The organism is Streptomyces sp. NPDC007896 (assembly GCF_042959425.1).
GTDB lineage: Bacteria > Actinomycetota > Actinomycetes > Streptomycetales > Streptomycetaceae > Streptomyces.
The window spans coordinates 220,875-237,355 of record NZ_JBIBKX010000011.1 but is presented as its reverse complement, the minus strand read 5'-3'; the positions used below and the strand labels follow the sequence as shown (position 1 = coordinate 237,355).

10 protein-coding genes are annotated in these 16,481 nt (G+C 69.4%); 6 read left to right on the top strand and 4 right to left on the bottom strand.

The window, feature by feature from the left end; translation table 11 throughout:
- Positions 1–2: 2 nt before the first annotated feature.
- Positions 3–473 (bottom strand): 30S ribosomal protein S7, encoded by a 471-nt coding sequence (rpsG, locus tag ACFZDJ_RS32540; protein ID WP_003992340.1) that lies wholly within the window; start codon positions 471–473, stop codon positions 3–5.
- 2 nt (positions 474–475) lie between these two features.
- The gene (gene rpsL, locus ACFZDJ_RS32535; protein WP_003948652.1) at positions 476–847 is read right to left on the bottom strand and encodes a 30S ribosomal protein S12; all 372 of its coding nucleotides are present in this window, start codon (positions 845–847) and stop codon (positions 476–478) included.
- A 601-nt stretch (positions 848–1,448) separates the two neighbouring features.
- On the opposite strand from rpsL, the gene ACFZDJ_RS32530 reads away from it, so the two are divergent.
- The 6 genes from ACFZDJ_RS32530 to ACFZDJ_RS32505 all read left to right on the top strand — a co-directional run bounded on the left by ACFZDJ_RS32530 (position 1,449) and on the right by ACFZDJ_RS32505 (position 8,817).
- Positions 1,449–2,105: a Crp/Fnr family transcriptional regulator gene (locus ACFZDJ_RS32530; RefSeq protein WP_249938426.1), complete on the top strand. Its 657-nt coding sequence runs from the start codon at positions 1,449–1,451 to the stop codon at positions 2,103–2,105.
- 336 nt (positions 2,106–2,441) lie between these two features.
- Entirely contained in the window at positions 2,442–3,302 is an 861-nt protein-coding gene (locus ACFZDJ_RS32525; protein ID WP_391064140.1) for a hypothetical protein, read from the top strand.
- Positions 3,299–5,455, top strand: coding sequence for a hypothetical protein (locus ACFZDJ_RS32520; protein WP_391064137.1), 2,157 nt, complete (start codon positions 3,299–3,301; stop codon positions 5,453–5,455). Before ACFZDJ_RS32525 ends, ACFZDJ_RS32520 begins: the two co-directional genes overlap by 4 nt.
- Before the next feature lie 24 nt (positions 5,456–5,479).
- Positions 5,480–6,874 (top strand): PE-PGRS family protein, encoded by a 1,395-nt coding sequence (locus ACFZDJ_RS32515; RefSeq protein ID WP_391064134.1) that lies wholly within the window; start codon positions 5,480–5,482, stop codon positions 6,872–6,874.
- Positions 6,871–7,374, top strand: coding sequence for a Pycsar system effector family protein (locus ACFZDJ_RS32510; RefSeq protein ID WP_390934988.1), 504 nt, complete (start codon positions 6,871–6,873; stop codon positions 7,372–7,374). The genes ACFZDJ_RS32515 and ACFZDJ_RS32510 overlap by 4 nt, the downstream gene beginning before the upstream one ends.
- Positions 7,375–7,791: 417 nt before the next feature.
- The gene (locus tag ACFZDJ_RS32505; RefSeq protein WP_391064131.1) at positions 7,792–8,817 is read left to right on the top strand and encodes a M48 family metalloprotease; all 1,026 of its coding nucleotides are present in this window, start codon (positions 7,792–7,794) and stop codon (positions 8,815–8,817) included.
- Positions 8,818–8,897: 80 nt separating this feature from the next.
- Here ACFZDJ_RS32505 and ACFZDJ_RS32500 read toward each other — a convergent pair whose 3' ends face one another.
- Together ACFZDJ_RS32500 and rpoB are read right to left on the bottom strand one after the other, a co-directional pair.
- The gene (locus ACFZDJ_RS32500) at positions 8,898–12,797 is read right to left on the bottom strand and encodes a DNA-directed RNA polymerase subunit beta' (protein WP_097285836.1); all 3,900 of its coding nucleotides are present in this window, start codon (positions 12,795–12,797) and stop codon (positions 8,898–8,900) included.
- 113 nt (positions 12,798–12,910) lie between these two features.
- Positions 12,911–16,396 (bottom strand): DNA-directed RNA polymerase subunit beta, encoded by a 3,486-nt coding sequence (gene rpoB / locus ACFZDJ_RS32495; RefSeq protein WP_390934984.1) that lies wholly within the window; start codon positions 16,394–16,396, stop codon positions 12,911–12,913.
- Between the last annotated feature and the right edge of the window lie 85 nt (positions 16,397–16,481).

The following is a 16,481-nucleotide window of genomic DNA, read 5'->3' as shown; positions in this document are numbered from 1 at the left end:
GACTACCAGCGGTAGTGCGCGAAGGCCTTGTTGGACTCGGCCATCTTGTGGGTGTCCTCGCGCTTCTTCACAGCGGCACCGAGGCCGTTGGAGGCGTCGAGAAGCTCGTTGAGCAGACGCTCGGTCATGGTCTTCTCGCGACGGGCGCGGGAGTAACCGACGAGCCAGCGCAGCGCGAGCGTGTTGGCACGACCGGGCTTGACCTCGATCGGAACCTGGTACGTCGCACCACCGACACGGCGGGACTTGACCTCGAGGGTCGGCTTGATGTTCTCCAGCGCGCGCTTCAGCGTGATGATCGGGTCGTTGCCCGTCTTCTCACGCAGACCCTCCATGGCGCCGTAGACGATGCGCTCGGCGGTGGAGCGCTTGCCGTTCAGCAGCACCTTGTTGATGAGGGAGGTCACCAGAGGGGAACCGTAGACCGGGTCGATGATGACCGGGCGCTTCGGGGCGGGGCCCTTACGAGGCATTTCTACTTCTCCTTCTTGGCGCCGTAGCGGCTGCGGGCCTGCTTGCGGTTCTTGACACCCTGGGTGTCGAGCGAACCACGGATGATCTTGTAGCGAACACCCGGCAGGTCCTTCACACGGCCGCCGCGCACGAGCACGATGGAGTGCTCCTGCAGGTTGTGTCCCTCACCCGGAATGTAAGCGGTGACCTCGATCCCGCTGGTCAGACGCACACGCGCGACCTTACGCAGGGCCGAGTTCGGCTTCTTCGGGGTGGTCGTGAACACACGCGTGCAGACGCCGCGACGCTGGGGCGAACCCTCAAGTGCGGGCGTCTTGTTCTTCTCGACCTTGTCCTGCCGGCCCTTCCGGACCAGCTGCTGGATCGTAGGCACTACTTCTCCGGTTTCTGTGTGCCGAATGGTGAAGCTAACCTGGAACATCTCCGACCCACGCGGTCGGGTGTGTCGAATGCTGCAGACTCCCGCCGCGAGGCGAAAAGGGCGCAGATTACGGTGGCCGGTTACGGCTCGCCTTGCGGTTTGAAGGCACGCACGCGAGCCAGGGCACACCCCAGGCACAAGGTCTGAGCGTACCTACCGCAAGGACTTCGGTCAAAACAAATGCTGTCCAGGGCGACACGCCGGACTTCTTGCCACGTCACCGCGGTGCTCCCGCAGGTCGGACGCGAGTGGGAACGCGAGCGGGAGACGGTGCGGTCGGGGGCGGCCACGGGACGGTCGCCGGGCCGGCCTTAGCGCATTCTCCGGGCCCTCGTCCCCAAAAGTTTCCGATCCTGGACGGTACCGCGCAATCTCTGTCCACCATCGCATGCCCTTCAGTACTTTGATCGGTCGGCTGCGGCGATCGGGGGGCGACATGACGGCAGCACACCCACCGGACACATCCGGGGCATCGGGCTCGTCGGGCTCGTCGGACTTACCGGACTCATGGGATTCGTCGGGCTTACCCGGCGACGGAGGGCTCGACGACCGGGTGCCGTTCCTGGCCCGGCTGGAGAGCGAGGACCGCTCGGCGCTGCTCGGTCTCGGGCACGAGCTCTCGTACGCGCCCCGGATGGTGCTCCTGCACCAGAGCGAGCCGTCCTCGCACGTCCTGTTCGTCACGCACGGCTGGACGAAGGTGACCGCGGCCGCCTCCAACGGCTACGAGGCGCTGCTCGCGCTGCGCGGCCCCGGCGACATCATCGGGGAGTCCGCGGCGCTCACCGGGCGCCCGCGGTCGGCCACCGTGACGGCCTTGGAGCCGGTCCGTACGGTCGCCGTCGAACGCGGCCGCTTCACCGAGTTCCTCGCCCGCTCCCCCGCCGTCTCCTTCGCCCTCCTCGGCCTCACCTCTGATCGCACCCGGGCGGCCGATCGGCGCCGCCTGGAATTCGCCTCCCTCAGCGTGCGGGAGCGCTTCGCGATCCTGCTGCTGGACCTCGCCCGCACCCATGGGCGCCGCACCGACCAGGGCATCGAACTCTCCGTCCCCCTGAGCAAACAGGAACTCGCCGGGTCGGTGGGGGCCTCCCGGGAAATGGTCCAACGCCTGCTGAAGGACCTGCGGGAACGGGGGGTCGTGATGACGGGGCGCCGGGCGCTGGTGATCGTGCGGCCGGATGTGCTGCGGCAGATTGCGCGGGGGTGAGGTGGGACTGGGGGCTGGGTCAGGTGGATCACCGCGGGCCGGTGGGGGCTGGTCGCGCGGTTCCCCGCGCCCCTCGAAGCCGAATCGGGGTCGAAGGGGCGGAGCCCCTGGGGATGAGGCGGAGCCCCTGGGGATGAGGCGGAGCCCCTGGGGATGAGGCGGAGCCCCTGGGGATGGGGCGGAGCCCCTGGAGATGGGGCGGGTGGGGGCGGCGGGGGCGAAGGACCGGCGGTTCTGTGTACGCCGTCACACTCCGACTGCGTCATCCGCCCTCACGCCACCACAACCCCGCCCGCCACTCTTCTGCCACTGCCGCACCACCTGCGAAAGGCGACCATGAGCGACCCCGTGAGCCGGACGATCCTGTTGCTCGACATCGAGAAGTACAGCGACCGGGACGACATCGAGCAGGCGTACCTGCGGCGCATGCTGTACGACGTCGCCGACCGCACCCTGGAGCGCGCCGGCATCGACGAACGCCTGCGCCTGCGCGCCGACCGGGGCGACTCCGTGATGGAGCTGATCGACGCCAACGCCTCCGTCACCGCACTGCTGCGCGCCCTGCTCACCGAGGTCCCCACCCAGCTGCACGCGGTCAACCGGATGGCGTCCAGCTCGGCGCAGATCCGGCTGCGCGGCGTCGTCGCCACGGGCTACGTCGCCGTGGACGAGCACGACGGCTGGGTCGGCTCCGACCTCAACCACGCCTGCCGCCTCCTCGACGCCCAGCTGCTGCGCGCGGCCCTGCGGGAGCGGAGAGACGACTTCGCCCTGTGCGTCTCGGAGAGCGTGCACACGGGGATCGTGCGGCACGGCCACGCGGGCATCCCCGCGGAGGACTTCCACGCGGTGACCGTGGACAGCAAGAACGGCCCGCTGCGCGCCTGGCTGCACGGCCCGGTGCCGGGGGGCGGCGACGACCACAGTGGGAAGGGGGGAACCTCGGTGCCGGGCGCCAGCTCGGGGGAGCGTCCGGCACCGAGGCGGGACCAGCCAGGGGCCCAGGCGTCCGGGCACCGGGCCCCCGAGGCCCGCGCTCCCCAGCCCTCCGCCCCTCCCGCGGGCGCCGTCTTCCACTTCGACGGAGGCGCCCCCACCTTCGGCGGCAGCCTCGTCGGCGGCGACCAGCACGGTGTGTCCGGCGGCCAGGTCACCGGAGACGTCCACCTCGGCGGGTCCGGGGGTGAGTCGGCGTGACGGTGCCTCCACCCACGGCGCCGGCCCCCGACGACGTACCCCCGAAGGACGTACACCCGGCCCCCGAACCGGACATCCGGCGCCAGGAGGGAGAGGGAGAAGGAGAGGGGGAACAGGAGCGGACGCAGGAGGCGCGCGCGGCTCAGCGCGAGCTCTTCGCGCACACCCCGGGATTCATCCTCGGCTCGGCCGCGTCCTTCGGCGGGAGTCTGGTCGGCGGCGCCCAGCACGGCGTGTCCGGCGGCGAGGTCGCCGGTGACGTGTTCATGGGCGGCAAGACGGAGATCCACCACCACGGCCCGGCGGCTTCGGCCGCGTACGCCTCCGGAGAGATCCCGCGGCGCCACCTCGAAGACCTCGGCGCCGTCTTCGTCGAGAGCCCCGCCTTCGCCGCCGCCCTGGACCGGCTCCGCGAAGAACGCGTCCTCGTCCTCGCCGGCGCGCACGCCACCGGCCGCCACGCCGCCGCGCTGATGCTCCTGCACCGTCTGGGCGTGCCCGCCGTGCACGCCCTCTCGCCGGAGACGAGCCCGGCGACCCTGAGCGCGCCGCTCACCGCGCCCGGCGGGCACGTCCTGCGCGATCTGCCGCTCAGCCGCAACCGGCCGCTGCGCGACACCCATCTCTACGCGGCCCGCGACCAGCTGAAGAAGGTCGACGGGTACCTGGTGGTGACCGTCGAGAACTCGCCCTTCCTGCTGGGCGTCACCGCCTCCGTCTGGCAGCCGCCGGAGGCGTCGGCGGTCGTCCGCGCGTATGTGAGCAAGCACCGCGCGCAGGACACCGACGACCTCCTCGCCCTCGCCCCGGTGCGGGACTTCCTCGCCCGGGGGCACCATCAGCCCGCCGAGGCGGCCGAGTTCGCGAAGGAGGTGGCGGGTTACGACGGTGGCGAGGCGGCCGCGGCCCGGCTCACGGAGTTCGGGCAGGCGGCCGTGGAGCAGCAGTGCCGGGAGTGGCTGAGCGACCCCGAGTCCACGCTGCGCGACAAGGCCTTCCTCATCTCGCTCGCCGTCTTCGACCGGTCGCCGTACGTCCTCGCCGCGGAACTCGCGGACAAGCTGTTCGTGCACTTCCAGCGCCTGCAGCACCCCGAAGAGCCGCCGGAGATCCCGGTGTTCGGACTCGCCGCCGAGACCCGGCTCGCGCGGGCCCGCGCCGAGGGGGAAGTGCGGGACGAGGCGACCGAATGGGGCCCGGTGCCGCAGTTCACCGCGTTCTTCCGGAAGGAGAACACTCCGCGCGCCCTGCTCTCGGAGGTGTGGACGGGCCATCCCTCGGCCCGGCCCGCGCTGATCGCCTGGCTGAAAGAGCTGGCCCGCGACGGGCGTCCCGTCGTACGGACCCGGGCCGCCGCGGCCACCGCCATGCTCGCGCTCGCCGATCTGCCCTCCGCGGTCGCGCTGCTGATCGACGGCTGGGCGGTGGCGAAGACGTTCGGCCCCCGCGTCACCGCCGCGAACACCCTCACGCTCGCGCAGCTCCTCGACGCGCCCGTCGTCCTGCGCCTGCTCACCCAGTGGTGCACGGACGCCCACTGGGGCCGCCGCTGGACCGCGATCCGCGCCTTCGGACTGCTCACGCCGTTGCGACCGGAACTCGTGGGCCCCGCTCTCAGCGCGCTCGCGGCCCGGGCCCGCGCCGACAACAGCAGCCCGGCCGAGGCGGCCAACCTGATCGAGTCCACGGCCCTGCTGCTCTCCGTGGGCCTCAGGCGCGGCGAGATGCTCTCCGAGCTGGTGCGGCTGCTCCACCACGACACCCCCGCGGTCCGCGCGCTGGCGCTGGGCGCCTTCGTACTGGCATGCGACAACGCCGAGGAGGGCGCGCTCGTCGAGTGGTACGCCGACACCGGCATGTACGAGGCGGACTCGGCCCGTGACCTCGCCACGCTCTGGCGCACCGCCCTCGGCGACCGCGCCCACACCCGAGGCGCCCTGAACGCCCTGCACACCTGGGTGTACGTGGCCGAGCGCCGCCCGGACGCGGCCCAGGCCCTGGAGCTGCTGCTGCCCGCACTGGTCGTCACAGCGGACGACCACAAACGCCTCAGCCATGAACTGCGCACCCTGCGCGGCCAGGACGGCGGCCCGCGCCCGCCGCTCGCCGACCGCCTGCTCGCCGCGCTGCGTCCCACCGTCCCGACACCCTGACACAGAGTTACGAGGAGTTGACCCATGGCGGAATTCCGCCGCCCGCCGGAGTGGCAGCAACAGGCCGACCGGCACACCATGCTGATCGACCCGGTGCTCACCGTGCGGCCGATCTCCCGTTTCGACTACACGGCCCGGCGGCCGGTCTCCGCGATCGACCACGCGCTGGTGTTCGCCACCGTGGGCGGCGCCTACGACGCGTACATGCCCCCGCACCGGCCGAGCCGCACGGACGCCGCGACCCGCCGCTACACCTCGGTCTACGAGGTCGACATGGGCAGCCACCCGGTCCAGCTGGAACTCGAACTGCCCAGCGACGACGACGCGTTCTCGTTCAGCGCGACCGCCGATCTGACCTGGCGCGTCTCGGACCCGATCGCGTACGTGGCCGGCGGCGAACGCGATGTGCCCACGCGGCTGACCCGTGAAATCCACCAGTTCGCGCGGCCGGTCAGCCGCCGGTTCTCCATCGAGGACAGCCGGGAGGCCGAGGCCGAGGTCCAGTACGCGATCGAGAGCGGCGTCTTCGCCGACGGCATCGGGCTCACGGTCACCTGCGCGGTGCGGCTGCGCCTGGACGACGACGCGATCGCGCACAGACGGCGCAAACGGGCGCTGCGCTACGAGGCCGACATGCTCGACCCCGAGCACGAGTACCGACTGCGCCAGGCCCAGCAGCTGCACGAGCTGGAGGTGCTGCGCCAGCACCAGTCCCAGGAGCTGATGGCCCAGAAGATCGCCTTCTACCAGTACCACCTGCAGCACGGGGGCGTCGCCCAGTGGGCCTTCCACCTCGCCGCGCACCCCGAGGACACCCGGATGGTCATCAACGCCCTCAAGAAGGACCAGCTCTCCGCCATCGAGAGCCAGCTGGAGCTGATCGCCGGAGACACCCTGGAGGACTACCAGAAGGCCGAGTCGGCCCGCTCCACCCTGCGCGTCGTCAAGGAACTGAACAGCCGCCAGGAGCCCCCGCCGCAGCCGCCGGTTCCCGACCGACCGGCGCCGCCGCCCGGGGGCGTACCGCAGCCGCCGTACGACCCCTCACAGCCGTACGCCCCCTCCCAGCCGTACGCCGCCTCACAGCCGTACGACCCCTCACAGCCGTACGGGGCCGCCGCCCAGCCCTATGGCGGCGCTCCGGCCCCCGGAGGGTTACCGGGCGCCCCCTACACCCCGCCGGGGCCGCCCGTGTCCCACCAGCCGTACGTCCCGCCCGCGCCCGGAACCGTGCCTGCGGGGCCGTACCAGGCCGAGCCCCCGGCCCCGCCCACGCCCGCCGCCGGCAGCCCGTACGACCAGGCCCCGCCGCCCCCGGCCGTGGCTCCCACGCCCGTCATTCCGCCCGCGCCCTCCGCGTACCCGCCGCCCTCTCCCCGGCCCCCGGCCCCGGAGTCCCCCGGGGCGGGACCGGAGTGACCACCACCGCTCCCGGCACCAGAACCGCCGAACGGCTGCTGGAGGAGCTGCGGGGCGAGATCGCCCGGGCCGACAGCAAGGCGTCCGTGCTCGTGGCGGCGCTCGGGATGACGGCGGGGGTGTTCAGCGGGCTGCTGGCCGGACGGAACTGGTCGCCGAGCTCGCTCTCCGCGCCCGGTACGGCCGTCTGGTGGACCGGCGCCCTGGCCCTCGCCTTCGCCCTGTTCGCGCTGCTGCTCGCGGTGCTCCCCCGGTACCGCGGCAGCTCATGGGCCCCGGGCCGGCCCCTCTGCTTCTTCGGCGACATCCAACAAGCCGTACGTGAAGGTCTGTTGGCGACCGCTCTCGCCGACACCGACCGCGACCCCGCCGCCGGACTCACCGCGGCGCTCACCGAGACCAGCCGTATCGCCGCCCGCAAGCACCAGTGGATCCGCACCGGCCTGATCGCCTTCTGCGCGGGCACGGTACTGCTTCCCGCCGGGCTGCTCATCGGCTGACGTCCCCATCCCTGAAGGAGCCCCACCTTGTCCTACCCACCAGACCCGGCCGCCGCCGAGCCCGGCCCCGTCTACCCGGACCCCCCGTACCCGGGCACACCCGCGCCCCCGCCGCCGTACCCCGGGGCCACCTCGACTCCGCCGCCATATCCCGGGGCCGCCACTCCCCCACCCTCGTACCCCGGGGCCGCCACTCCCCCGCCCCCGTACCCCGGGGCCGCCGCTCCGCCCCTGTACCCGGAGGCCCCCGCGCCCCCGTCCTATCCGGGCGGCGCACCCCAGTACCCGGGGGCCGGTGCCGCACCTTCGTACCCCGCGGCGCCGCCCGCCCCTCCGGGGGCCACGCCCACGTACCCGAGCGGCCCGCAGCCCCCCACCGCCACCGCACCGCCGTACATCCCGCCGCAGACGCCCCCCATGCAAACGCCCCCCTCCGCCTCACCCGCGGCACCGCCCGTACCTCCAGCACCGCCGGAGGCCCCCGCACCCGACGACCTCGACTACCGGCACGCGGGCTCCCGCGTCCACGTGGCCGCGCACCAGCGCGGTGCCGACGCCACCGCGATCGGGCAGCTGGCGGTCCAGGTGCCGGGCTTCCTGGTGAGCCTCGCCGTGGTCGCCTCGTTCGCCGTGGGAATCCTCGGCACGGCCATGGGCTGGCTGGTCATCCTCGCCTGGCTGGCCTCCGGGGCGCTCGTCTTCCACCGGCCCACCGAGCTGGCCTTCGCCCGGCACGTGATGAAGCTCAGGGTGCCGCTCGCCCAGGAGCGGGCCCGTCTGGAGCCGATCTGGCGCGAGGTCACCGCCCGTGCGGGCGTCGAGGCGCACACGTACGAGCTGATGGTGGAGAACAGCCCGGACCTGAACGCCGTGGCGGCCGCCGGCCACGTCGTCGGCGTCACGACGTACGCGCTGAACGAGATCCCCAGCAGCAACCTCGCCGCCGTACTCGCCCATGAACTCGGGCACCACACCGGCGGTCACGCCTGGACGGGCCTGCTCGGCTACTGGTACTCGCTGCCCGGCCGGATCGCCTGGGCCTTCATGCGGGGCATCGCCCGGATCGCGATCCGGGTCGCGAGCGTCTTCTCACTCGCCGCGACCGGGATGGTCTACCTCTTCATCGGGATGTTCGTGATCGGCGGGTTCGTCGCCGCCTGGTACATCACCGTGCCGCTCGTCGTCGCCCCCTATCTGCTCGCCTACGTGGGTCGCCAGGGCGAGCTGCGTGCCGACCGGCAGGCGGCCGACCTCGGCTTCGCACCCCAGCTGGCGCAGGTCCTGCACCACTTCCAGGCCCAGGAGGACGCCGTGAAGGCGCAGGCCGCGGCGCAGGGCAGGCAGCTCAAGGAACCGGGCGGCCTGGCCAAGCTGCTGACCACCCACCCGGACAACTACACCCGGCTCCAGGCCCTGGAGCCCTACCTCCAGCTCAGCCGCTGACCCCGACCCCTGACAACGCCGAAGGGCGGCCACCCCGTACGAAACGGAGTGGCCGCCCTTCAGTACTTCAGACGTACGCCTTACTGGTTGTACGGACCGTAGTCGTAGTCCTCCAGCGGAACGGCCTGGCCGGAGCCGGTGCCGAACGGCGAGTAGTCGATGTCGTCGTAGCCGACGGCCGAGTACATCGCGGCCTTGGCCTCTTCGGTCGGCTCGACCCGGATGTTGCGGTAGCGGGACAGACCCGTACCGGCCGGGATGAGCTTACCGATGATGACGTTCTCCTTGAGGCCGATCAGGGAGTCGGACTTGGCGTTGATCGCCGCGTCCGTCAGAACCCTGGTCGTCTCCTGGAAGGACGCCGCCGACAGCCACGACTCGGTCGCCAGCGAGGCCTTGGTGATACCCATCAGCTGCGGACGGCCGGAGGCCGGGTGGCCGCCTTCCTGGACCACACGACGGTTCTCGGTCTCGAACTTCGAACGCTCGACCAGCTCGCCGGGCAGCAGCTCCGCGTCGCCCGACTCGATGATCGTCACACGGCGCAGCATCTGCCGGATGATGATCTCGATGTGCTTGTCGTGGATCGACACACCCTGCGAGTTGTAGACCTTCTGGACCTCGCCGACCAGGTGGACCTGGACGGCACGCTGACCCAGGATGCGCAGCACGTCGTGCGGGTTGGTGGCACCCACGGTGAGCTTCTGGCCCACCTCGACGTGCTCGCCCTCGGACACCAGGAGCCGGGCACGCTTCGAGATCGGGAACGCCGTCTCGTCGCTGCCGTCGTCCGGGGTGACGACGAGCTTCTTGGTCTTCTCGGTCTCCTCGATCCGCACGCGGCCGGAGGCCTCGGAGATCGGGGCGACACCCTTCGGCGTACGAGCCTCGAAGAGCTCGACGACACGGGGCAGACCCTGGGTGATGTCGTCACCGGCCACACCACCGGTGTGGAAGGTACGCATCGTCAGCTGGGTACCGGGCTCACCGATGGACTGGGCGGCGATGATGCCGACCGCCTCACCGATGTCGACCAGCTTGCCGGTGGCCAGCGAACGGCCGTAGCACATGGCGCAGGTGCCGACGGCGGACTCGCAGGTCAGGACCGAACGGGTCTTGACCTCCTCGATGCCGTGCTTGACCAGCTCGTCGATGAGGACGTCGCCGAGGTCGGTGTTGGCCGGGGCCAGCACCCTGCCGTCGACGGTGATGTCCTCGGCCAGCGCACGTGCGTACACGCTGGTCTCGACGTTCTCCGCCTTGCGCAGGACACCGTCCGCGCCGCGCTCCGCGATGTGCAGCTTGAGGCCACGGTCGGTGCCGCAGTCCTCCTCGCGGATGATGACGTCCTGGGAGACGTCGACCAGACGACGGGTGAGGTAACCCGAGTCGGCGGTACGCAGAGCCGTGTCCGCCAGACCCTTACGAGCACCGTGCGTCGAGATGAAGTACTCCAGCACCGACAGGCCCTCACGGAAGGAGGCCTTGATCGGACGCGGGATCGTCTCGTTCTTGGCGTTCGACACCAGACCGCGCATACCGGCGATCTGACGCATCTGCATCATGTTTCCTCGGGCACCCGAGTCAACCATCATGAAGATGGGGTTCGTCTTCGGGAAGTTCGCGTTCATCGCCTCGGCAACCTCGTTGGTCGCCTTGGTCCAGATCGCGATGAGCTCCTGAGTGCGCTCTTCCTTGGTGATCAGACCGCGCTCGTACTGCTTCTGGACCTTCTCGTCCTGCGCCTCGTAGCCCTTGACGATCTCCTTCTTCGCCTCGGGAACGACGATGTCGGAGATGGCCACGGTGACGCCGGAGCGGGTGCCCCAGTAGAAGCCCGCCGCCTTCAGGTTGTCGAGCGTCGCCGCCACGATGACCTTGGGGTAGCGCTCGGCCAGGTCGTTGACGATCTCGCCGAGCTGCTTCTTGCCCACCGAGTAGTCGACGAACGGGTAGTCCTCGGGCAGCAGCTCGTTGAAGAGCGCACGGCCCAGGGTCGTACGGAGGCGGAAGGTGTCACCCTGCTGCCACTCGGGCTCGCCCTCCTCCTGCGCCGGCGGGGTCCAGCCGCGCGGCGGGATGGTGCCCACCGGGAAGCGGATGTCGACGGCCGACTGGAGCGCGAGCTCCCCGGCGTCGAACGCCATCGTCGCCTCGGCGGTCGAGCCGAAGGCACGGCCCTCACCCTTGACGTCGCGCAGCTCGCCGTCCGTGGTCAGGAAGAACAGACCGAGGACCATGTCCTGGGTCGGCATCGTGACCGGGCGGCCGTCGGCGGGCTTGAGGATGTTGTTCGAGGACAGCATCAGGATGCGGGCCTCGGCCTGCGCCTCCGCGGAGAGCGGCAGGTGGACGGCCATCTGGTCACCGTCGAAGTCCGCGTTGAACGCGGTGCAGACGAGCGGGTGGATCTGGATGGCCTTGCCCTCGACCAGCTGCGGCTCGAAGGCCTGGATGCCGAGGCGGTGCAGCGTGGGCGCACGGTTCAGCAGAACCGGGTGCTCGGCGATGACCTCTTCCAGGACGTCGTACACGACCGTGCGGCCGCGCTCGACCATCCGCTTGGCGCTCTTGATGTTCTGCGCGTGGTTCAGGTCGACCAGACGCTTCATCACGAACGGCTTGAAGAGCTCCAGCGCCATGGCCTTGGGCAGACCACACTGGTGCAGCTTCAGCTGCGGACCGACGACGATCACGGAACGCGCGGAGTAGTCCACACGCTTGCCGAGCAGGTTCTGACGGAATCGACCCTGCTTACCCTTCAGCATGTCGCTGAGGGACTTCAGCGGACGGTTGCCGGGGCCCGTGACCGGGCGACCACGACGGCCGTTGTCGAAGAGCGCGTCGACGGCCTCCTGAAGCATGCGCTTCTCGTTGTTCACGATGATCTCGGGGGCACCGAGGTCAAGGAGTCGCTTCAGACGGTTGTTGCGGTTGATCACGCGGCGGTACAGGTCGTTCAGGTCGGAGGTCGCGAAGCGGCCACCGTCCAGCTGCACCATCGGACGCAGGTCCGGCGGGATGACCGGCACGCAGTCGAGCACCATGCCCTTGGGGCTGTTGCTGGTCTGCAGGAACGCGGAGACGACCTTGAGGCGCTTGAGCGCACGGGTCTTCTTCTGGCCCTTGCCGGTGCGGATGATCTCGCGAAGGCGCTCGGCCTCCTCGTCGAGGTCGAAGGACTCCAGGCGCTTCTGCAGCGCCGCGGCACCCATCGAACCGTCGAAGTACGTGCCGAAGCGGTCACGCAGCTCGCGGTAGAGGAGCTCGTCGCCCTCAAGGTCCTGGACCTTCAGGTTCTTGAAGCGGGTCCACACCTCGTCGAGACGGTCGATCTCGCGCTGCGAACGGTCACGCAGCTGCTTCATCTCACGCTCGGCACCCTCGCGCACCTTGCGGCGCACGTCGGCCTTGGCACCCTCGGCCTCGAGCTCGGCCAGGTCGGTCTCGAGCTTCTTGGCGCGGGCCTCGAGGTCGGCGTCGCGACGGTTCTCGATCTGCTGACGCTCGACGGAGACATGCGCCTCCAGCGAGGGCAGGTCGCGGGTGCGGCGCTCCTCGTCGACGAACGTGATCATGTACGCCGCGAAGTAGATGACCTTCTCGAGGTCCTTCGGGGCGAGGTCGAGCAGGTAGCCCAGACGCGACGGAACGCCCTTGAAGTACCAGATGTGGGTGACGGGAGCGGCAAGCTCGATGTGGCCCATCCGCTCACGACGCACCTTGGCGCGAGTGACCTCGACGCCGCAGCGCTCACAGATGATGCCCTTGAAGCGGACACGCTTGTACTTACCGCAGTAGCACTCCCAGTCCCGGGTCGGACCGAAGATCTTCTCGCAGAAGAGTCCGTCCTTTTCGGGCTTGAGGGTGCGGTAGTTGATGGTCTCGGGCTTCTTGACCTCGCCGTGGCTCCACTGACGGATGTCGTCAGCGGTGGCCAGACCGATCCGGAGCTCATCGAAGAAGTTGACGTCGAGCACTATGCGTCAATCCCTCTCAGGGTTGTAAGTCTTGGGGTCTGAAACGGGGGTCCTGGGGCCGGCAGGCCTTTGTCACCTTTTCCACAGGTGGTCAAAGGCCCGCCGAACTCCCGTCAGACCTCTTCGACGCTGCTCGGCTCGCGCCGGGACAGGTCGATGCCGAGCTCCTCCGCCGCGCGGAAGACGTCCTCGTCGGTGTCACGCATTTCGATGGACATACCGTCGCTGGACAGCACCTCCACGTTGAGGCAGAGAGACTGCATCTCCTTGATGAGCACCTTGAAGGACTCGGGGATGCCGGGCTCGGGGATGTTCTCGCCCTTGACGATGGCCTCGTAGACCTTCACGCGGCCGGTCACGTCGTCGGACTTGATGGTCAGCAGCTCCTGGAGGGCGTAAGCGGCGCCGTACGCCTCCAGCGCCCACACCTCCATCTCACCGAAGCGCTGGCCACCGAACTGGGCCTTACCACCCAGCGGCTGCTGGGTGATCATCGAGTACGGACCGGTCGAGCGGGCGTGCAGCTTGTCGTCGACCAGGTGGTGGAGCTTGAGGATGTACATGTAGCCGACCGAGATCGGCTCCGGGAACGGCTCGCCGGAGCGGCCGTCGAACAGCGGCGCCTTGCCGGTCGGGAGCACCATGCGCTCTCCGTCGCGGTTCGGGATCGTGTGCTGCAGCAGACCCGCGAGCTCGTCCTCACGCGCACCGTCGAAGACGGGGGTGGCGACGTTGGTGCCCGGGGCGACCACGTCGGCCTCGATGGCCTGCAGTCGCTGCGCCCAGTCGTCGGCGAGACCGGAGACGTCCCAGCCGCGGCTGGCGAGCCAGCCGAGGTGGATCTCCAGGACCTGTCCCGGGTTCATTCGGGACGGGACACCGAGCGGGTTGAGGATGATGTCGACCGGGGTGCCGTCCTCCAGGAACGGCATGTCCTCGATCGGCAGGATCTTGGAGATGACACCCTTGTTGCCGTGGCGGCCGGCGAGCTTGTCACCGTCCGTGATCTTGCGCTTCTGCGCCACGTAGACACGAACCAGCTGGTTCACGCCCGGCGGCAGCTCGTCGCCCTCTTCACGGTCGAAGACGCGGACGCCGATGACCTTGCCGATCTCGCCGTGCGGCACCTTCAGCGAGGTGTCGCGCACCTCGCGCGCCTTCTCACCGAAGATCGCGCGGAGCAGGCGCTCCTCCGGGGTCAGCTCGGTCTCACCCTTGGGCGTGACCTTGCCGACCAGGATGTCGCCGGCGACGACCTCGGCACCGATGCGGATGATGCCGCGCTCGTCGAGGTCGGCGAGGACCTCCTCGGAGACGTTCGGGATGTCCCGGGTGATCTCCTCGGGGCCGAGCTTGGTGTCACGGGCGTCGACCTCGTGCTCCTCGATGTGGATCGAGGAGAGGACGTCGTCCTGCACGAGGCGCTGCGACAGGATGATCGCGTCCTCGTAGTTGTGACCCTCCCACGGCATGAACGCCACGAGCAGGTTCTTGCCGAGCGCCATCTCGCCGTTCTCGGTCGCCGGGCCGTCGGCCAGAACCTGACCGGCGATGACCCGGGCGCCCTCGTCCACGACAACCTTCTGGTTGACGGAGGTGCCCTGGTTCGAGCGGGAGAACTTGTGCAGGCGGTACGTGGTGTACGTGCCGTCGTCGTTGGCGGTGGTGACGTAGTCCGCGGAGACCTCCTGGACCACACCGTCCTTCTCCGACTTCAGTACGTCACCGGCGTCGACCGCACAGCGGTACTCCATGCCGGTGCCGACCAGCGGCGCCTCGGACTTGATGAGCGGCACGGCCTGACGCATCATGTTCGCGCCCATGAGGGCACGGTTGGCGTCGTCGTGCTCGAGGAACGGGATCATGGCGGTCGCGACCGACACCATCTGGCGCGGCGAGACGTCCATGTAGTCGACGTCCTCACCGGGGACGTAGTCGACCTCTCCGCCACGACGGCGGACCAGGACGCGGGACTCCTCGAAGCGGAGCTCGTCCGTCAGCGGCGCGTTGGCCTGCGCGATGACGAATCGGTCCTCTTCGTCGGCCGTGAGGTAGTCGACCTCGTCGGTGACGACACCGCCGGTGACCTTGCGGTACGGCGTCTCGACGAAACCGAACGCGTTGACGCGGCCGTAGGAGGCGAGCGAGCCGATCAGACCGATGTTCGGGCCTTCAGGGGTCTCGATCGGGCACATGCGGCCGTAGTGCGAGGGGTGCACGTCACGGACCTCGAAGCCGGCCCGCTCACGGGAGAGACCACCCGGGCCAAGAGCCGACAGACGGCGCTTGTGGGTGAGACCCGACAGCGGGTTGTTCTGGTCCATGAACTGCGACAGCTGGCTGGTGCCGAAGAACTCCTTGATGGAGGCGACGACCGGCCGGATGTTGATCAGGGTCTGCGGCGTGATCGCCTCGACGTCCTGAGTCGTCATGCGCTCGCGGACGACGCGCTCCATACGAGCCAGACCCGTGCGGACCTGGTTCTGGATGAGCTCGCCGACGTTGCGCAGACGACGGTTGCCGAAGTGGTCGATGTCGTCCGTCTCGACGACGATCTGCGTGCCGTTGTTACCGACGGTCTCGGTCTCACCGGCGTGCAGCTTCACCAGGTACTTGATCGACGAGATGATGTCCTCGACGGTCAGGATCCCGGCGTCCAGCGGGGCCTCGCCGCCCAGCTTCTTGTTGACCTTGTAGCGGCCGACCTTCGCGAGGTCGTAGCGCTTCGGGTTGAAGTAGAGGTTCTCAAGAAGCGTCTGCGCGGCCTCGCGGGTCGGGGGCTCGCCCGGACGCAGCTTGCGGTAGATGTCGAGCAGCGCGTCGTCCTGGCCCTGGGTGTGGTCCTTCTCCAGGGTGGCGCGCATGGACTCGTACTCGCCGAACTCCTCGAGGATCTGCTCGGTCGTCCAACCGAGAGCCTTCAGGAGAACGGTGACGGACTGCTTGCGCTTGCGGTCGATGCGGACACCGACCATGTCGCGCTTGTCGATCTCCATCTCCAGCCAGGCACCCCGGGACGGGATGACCTTCGCGGAGAAGATGTCCTTGTCGGACGTCTTGTCGATCGAGGAGTCGAAGTAGACGCCCGGCGAGCGGACCAGCTGCGACACCACGACACGCTCGGTGCCGTTGATGACGAAGGTGCCCTTGTTGGTCATGAGCGGGAAGTCGCCCATGAAGACCGTCTGGGACTTGATCTCGCCGGTCTCGTTGTTGGTGAACTCGGCGGTGACGAAGAGCGGGGCCGCGTACGTGAAGTCGCGGTCCTTGCACTCGTCGATGGAATTCTTCGGAGGCTCGAAGCGGTGGTCCCGGAACGTCAGGGACATCGACCCGGAGAAGTCCTCGATCGGGGAGATCTCCTCGAAGATCTCCTCCAGACCGGACTTCGTGGGGACGTCCTGTCCGTTGTCCAGAGCCGCCTCGACACGAGCCTTCCACGCGTCGTTGCCGAGCAGCCAGTCGAAGCTCTCGGTTTGCAGCGCAAGAAGGTTCGGAACCTCGAGGGGCTCCTTGATCTTTGCAAAGGAGATGCGCAGCGGGGCGGTGCTGGCGCCGTTGTTCGTATTCGCGGTCGAGGCAGTGCGCGAGGCGGCCAAGAGGGGGTCCTTCCGAGGGCTCGGACTCACTACGCGCGTACCGGCCCCCCACTGTGGGCACAGAGACAGTCCGTTCCCGATTCAG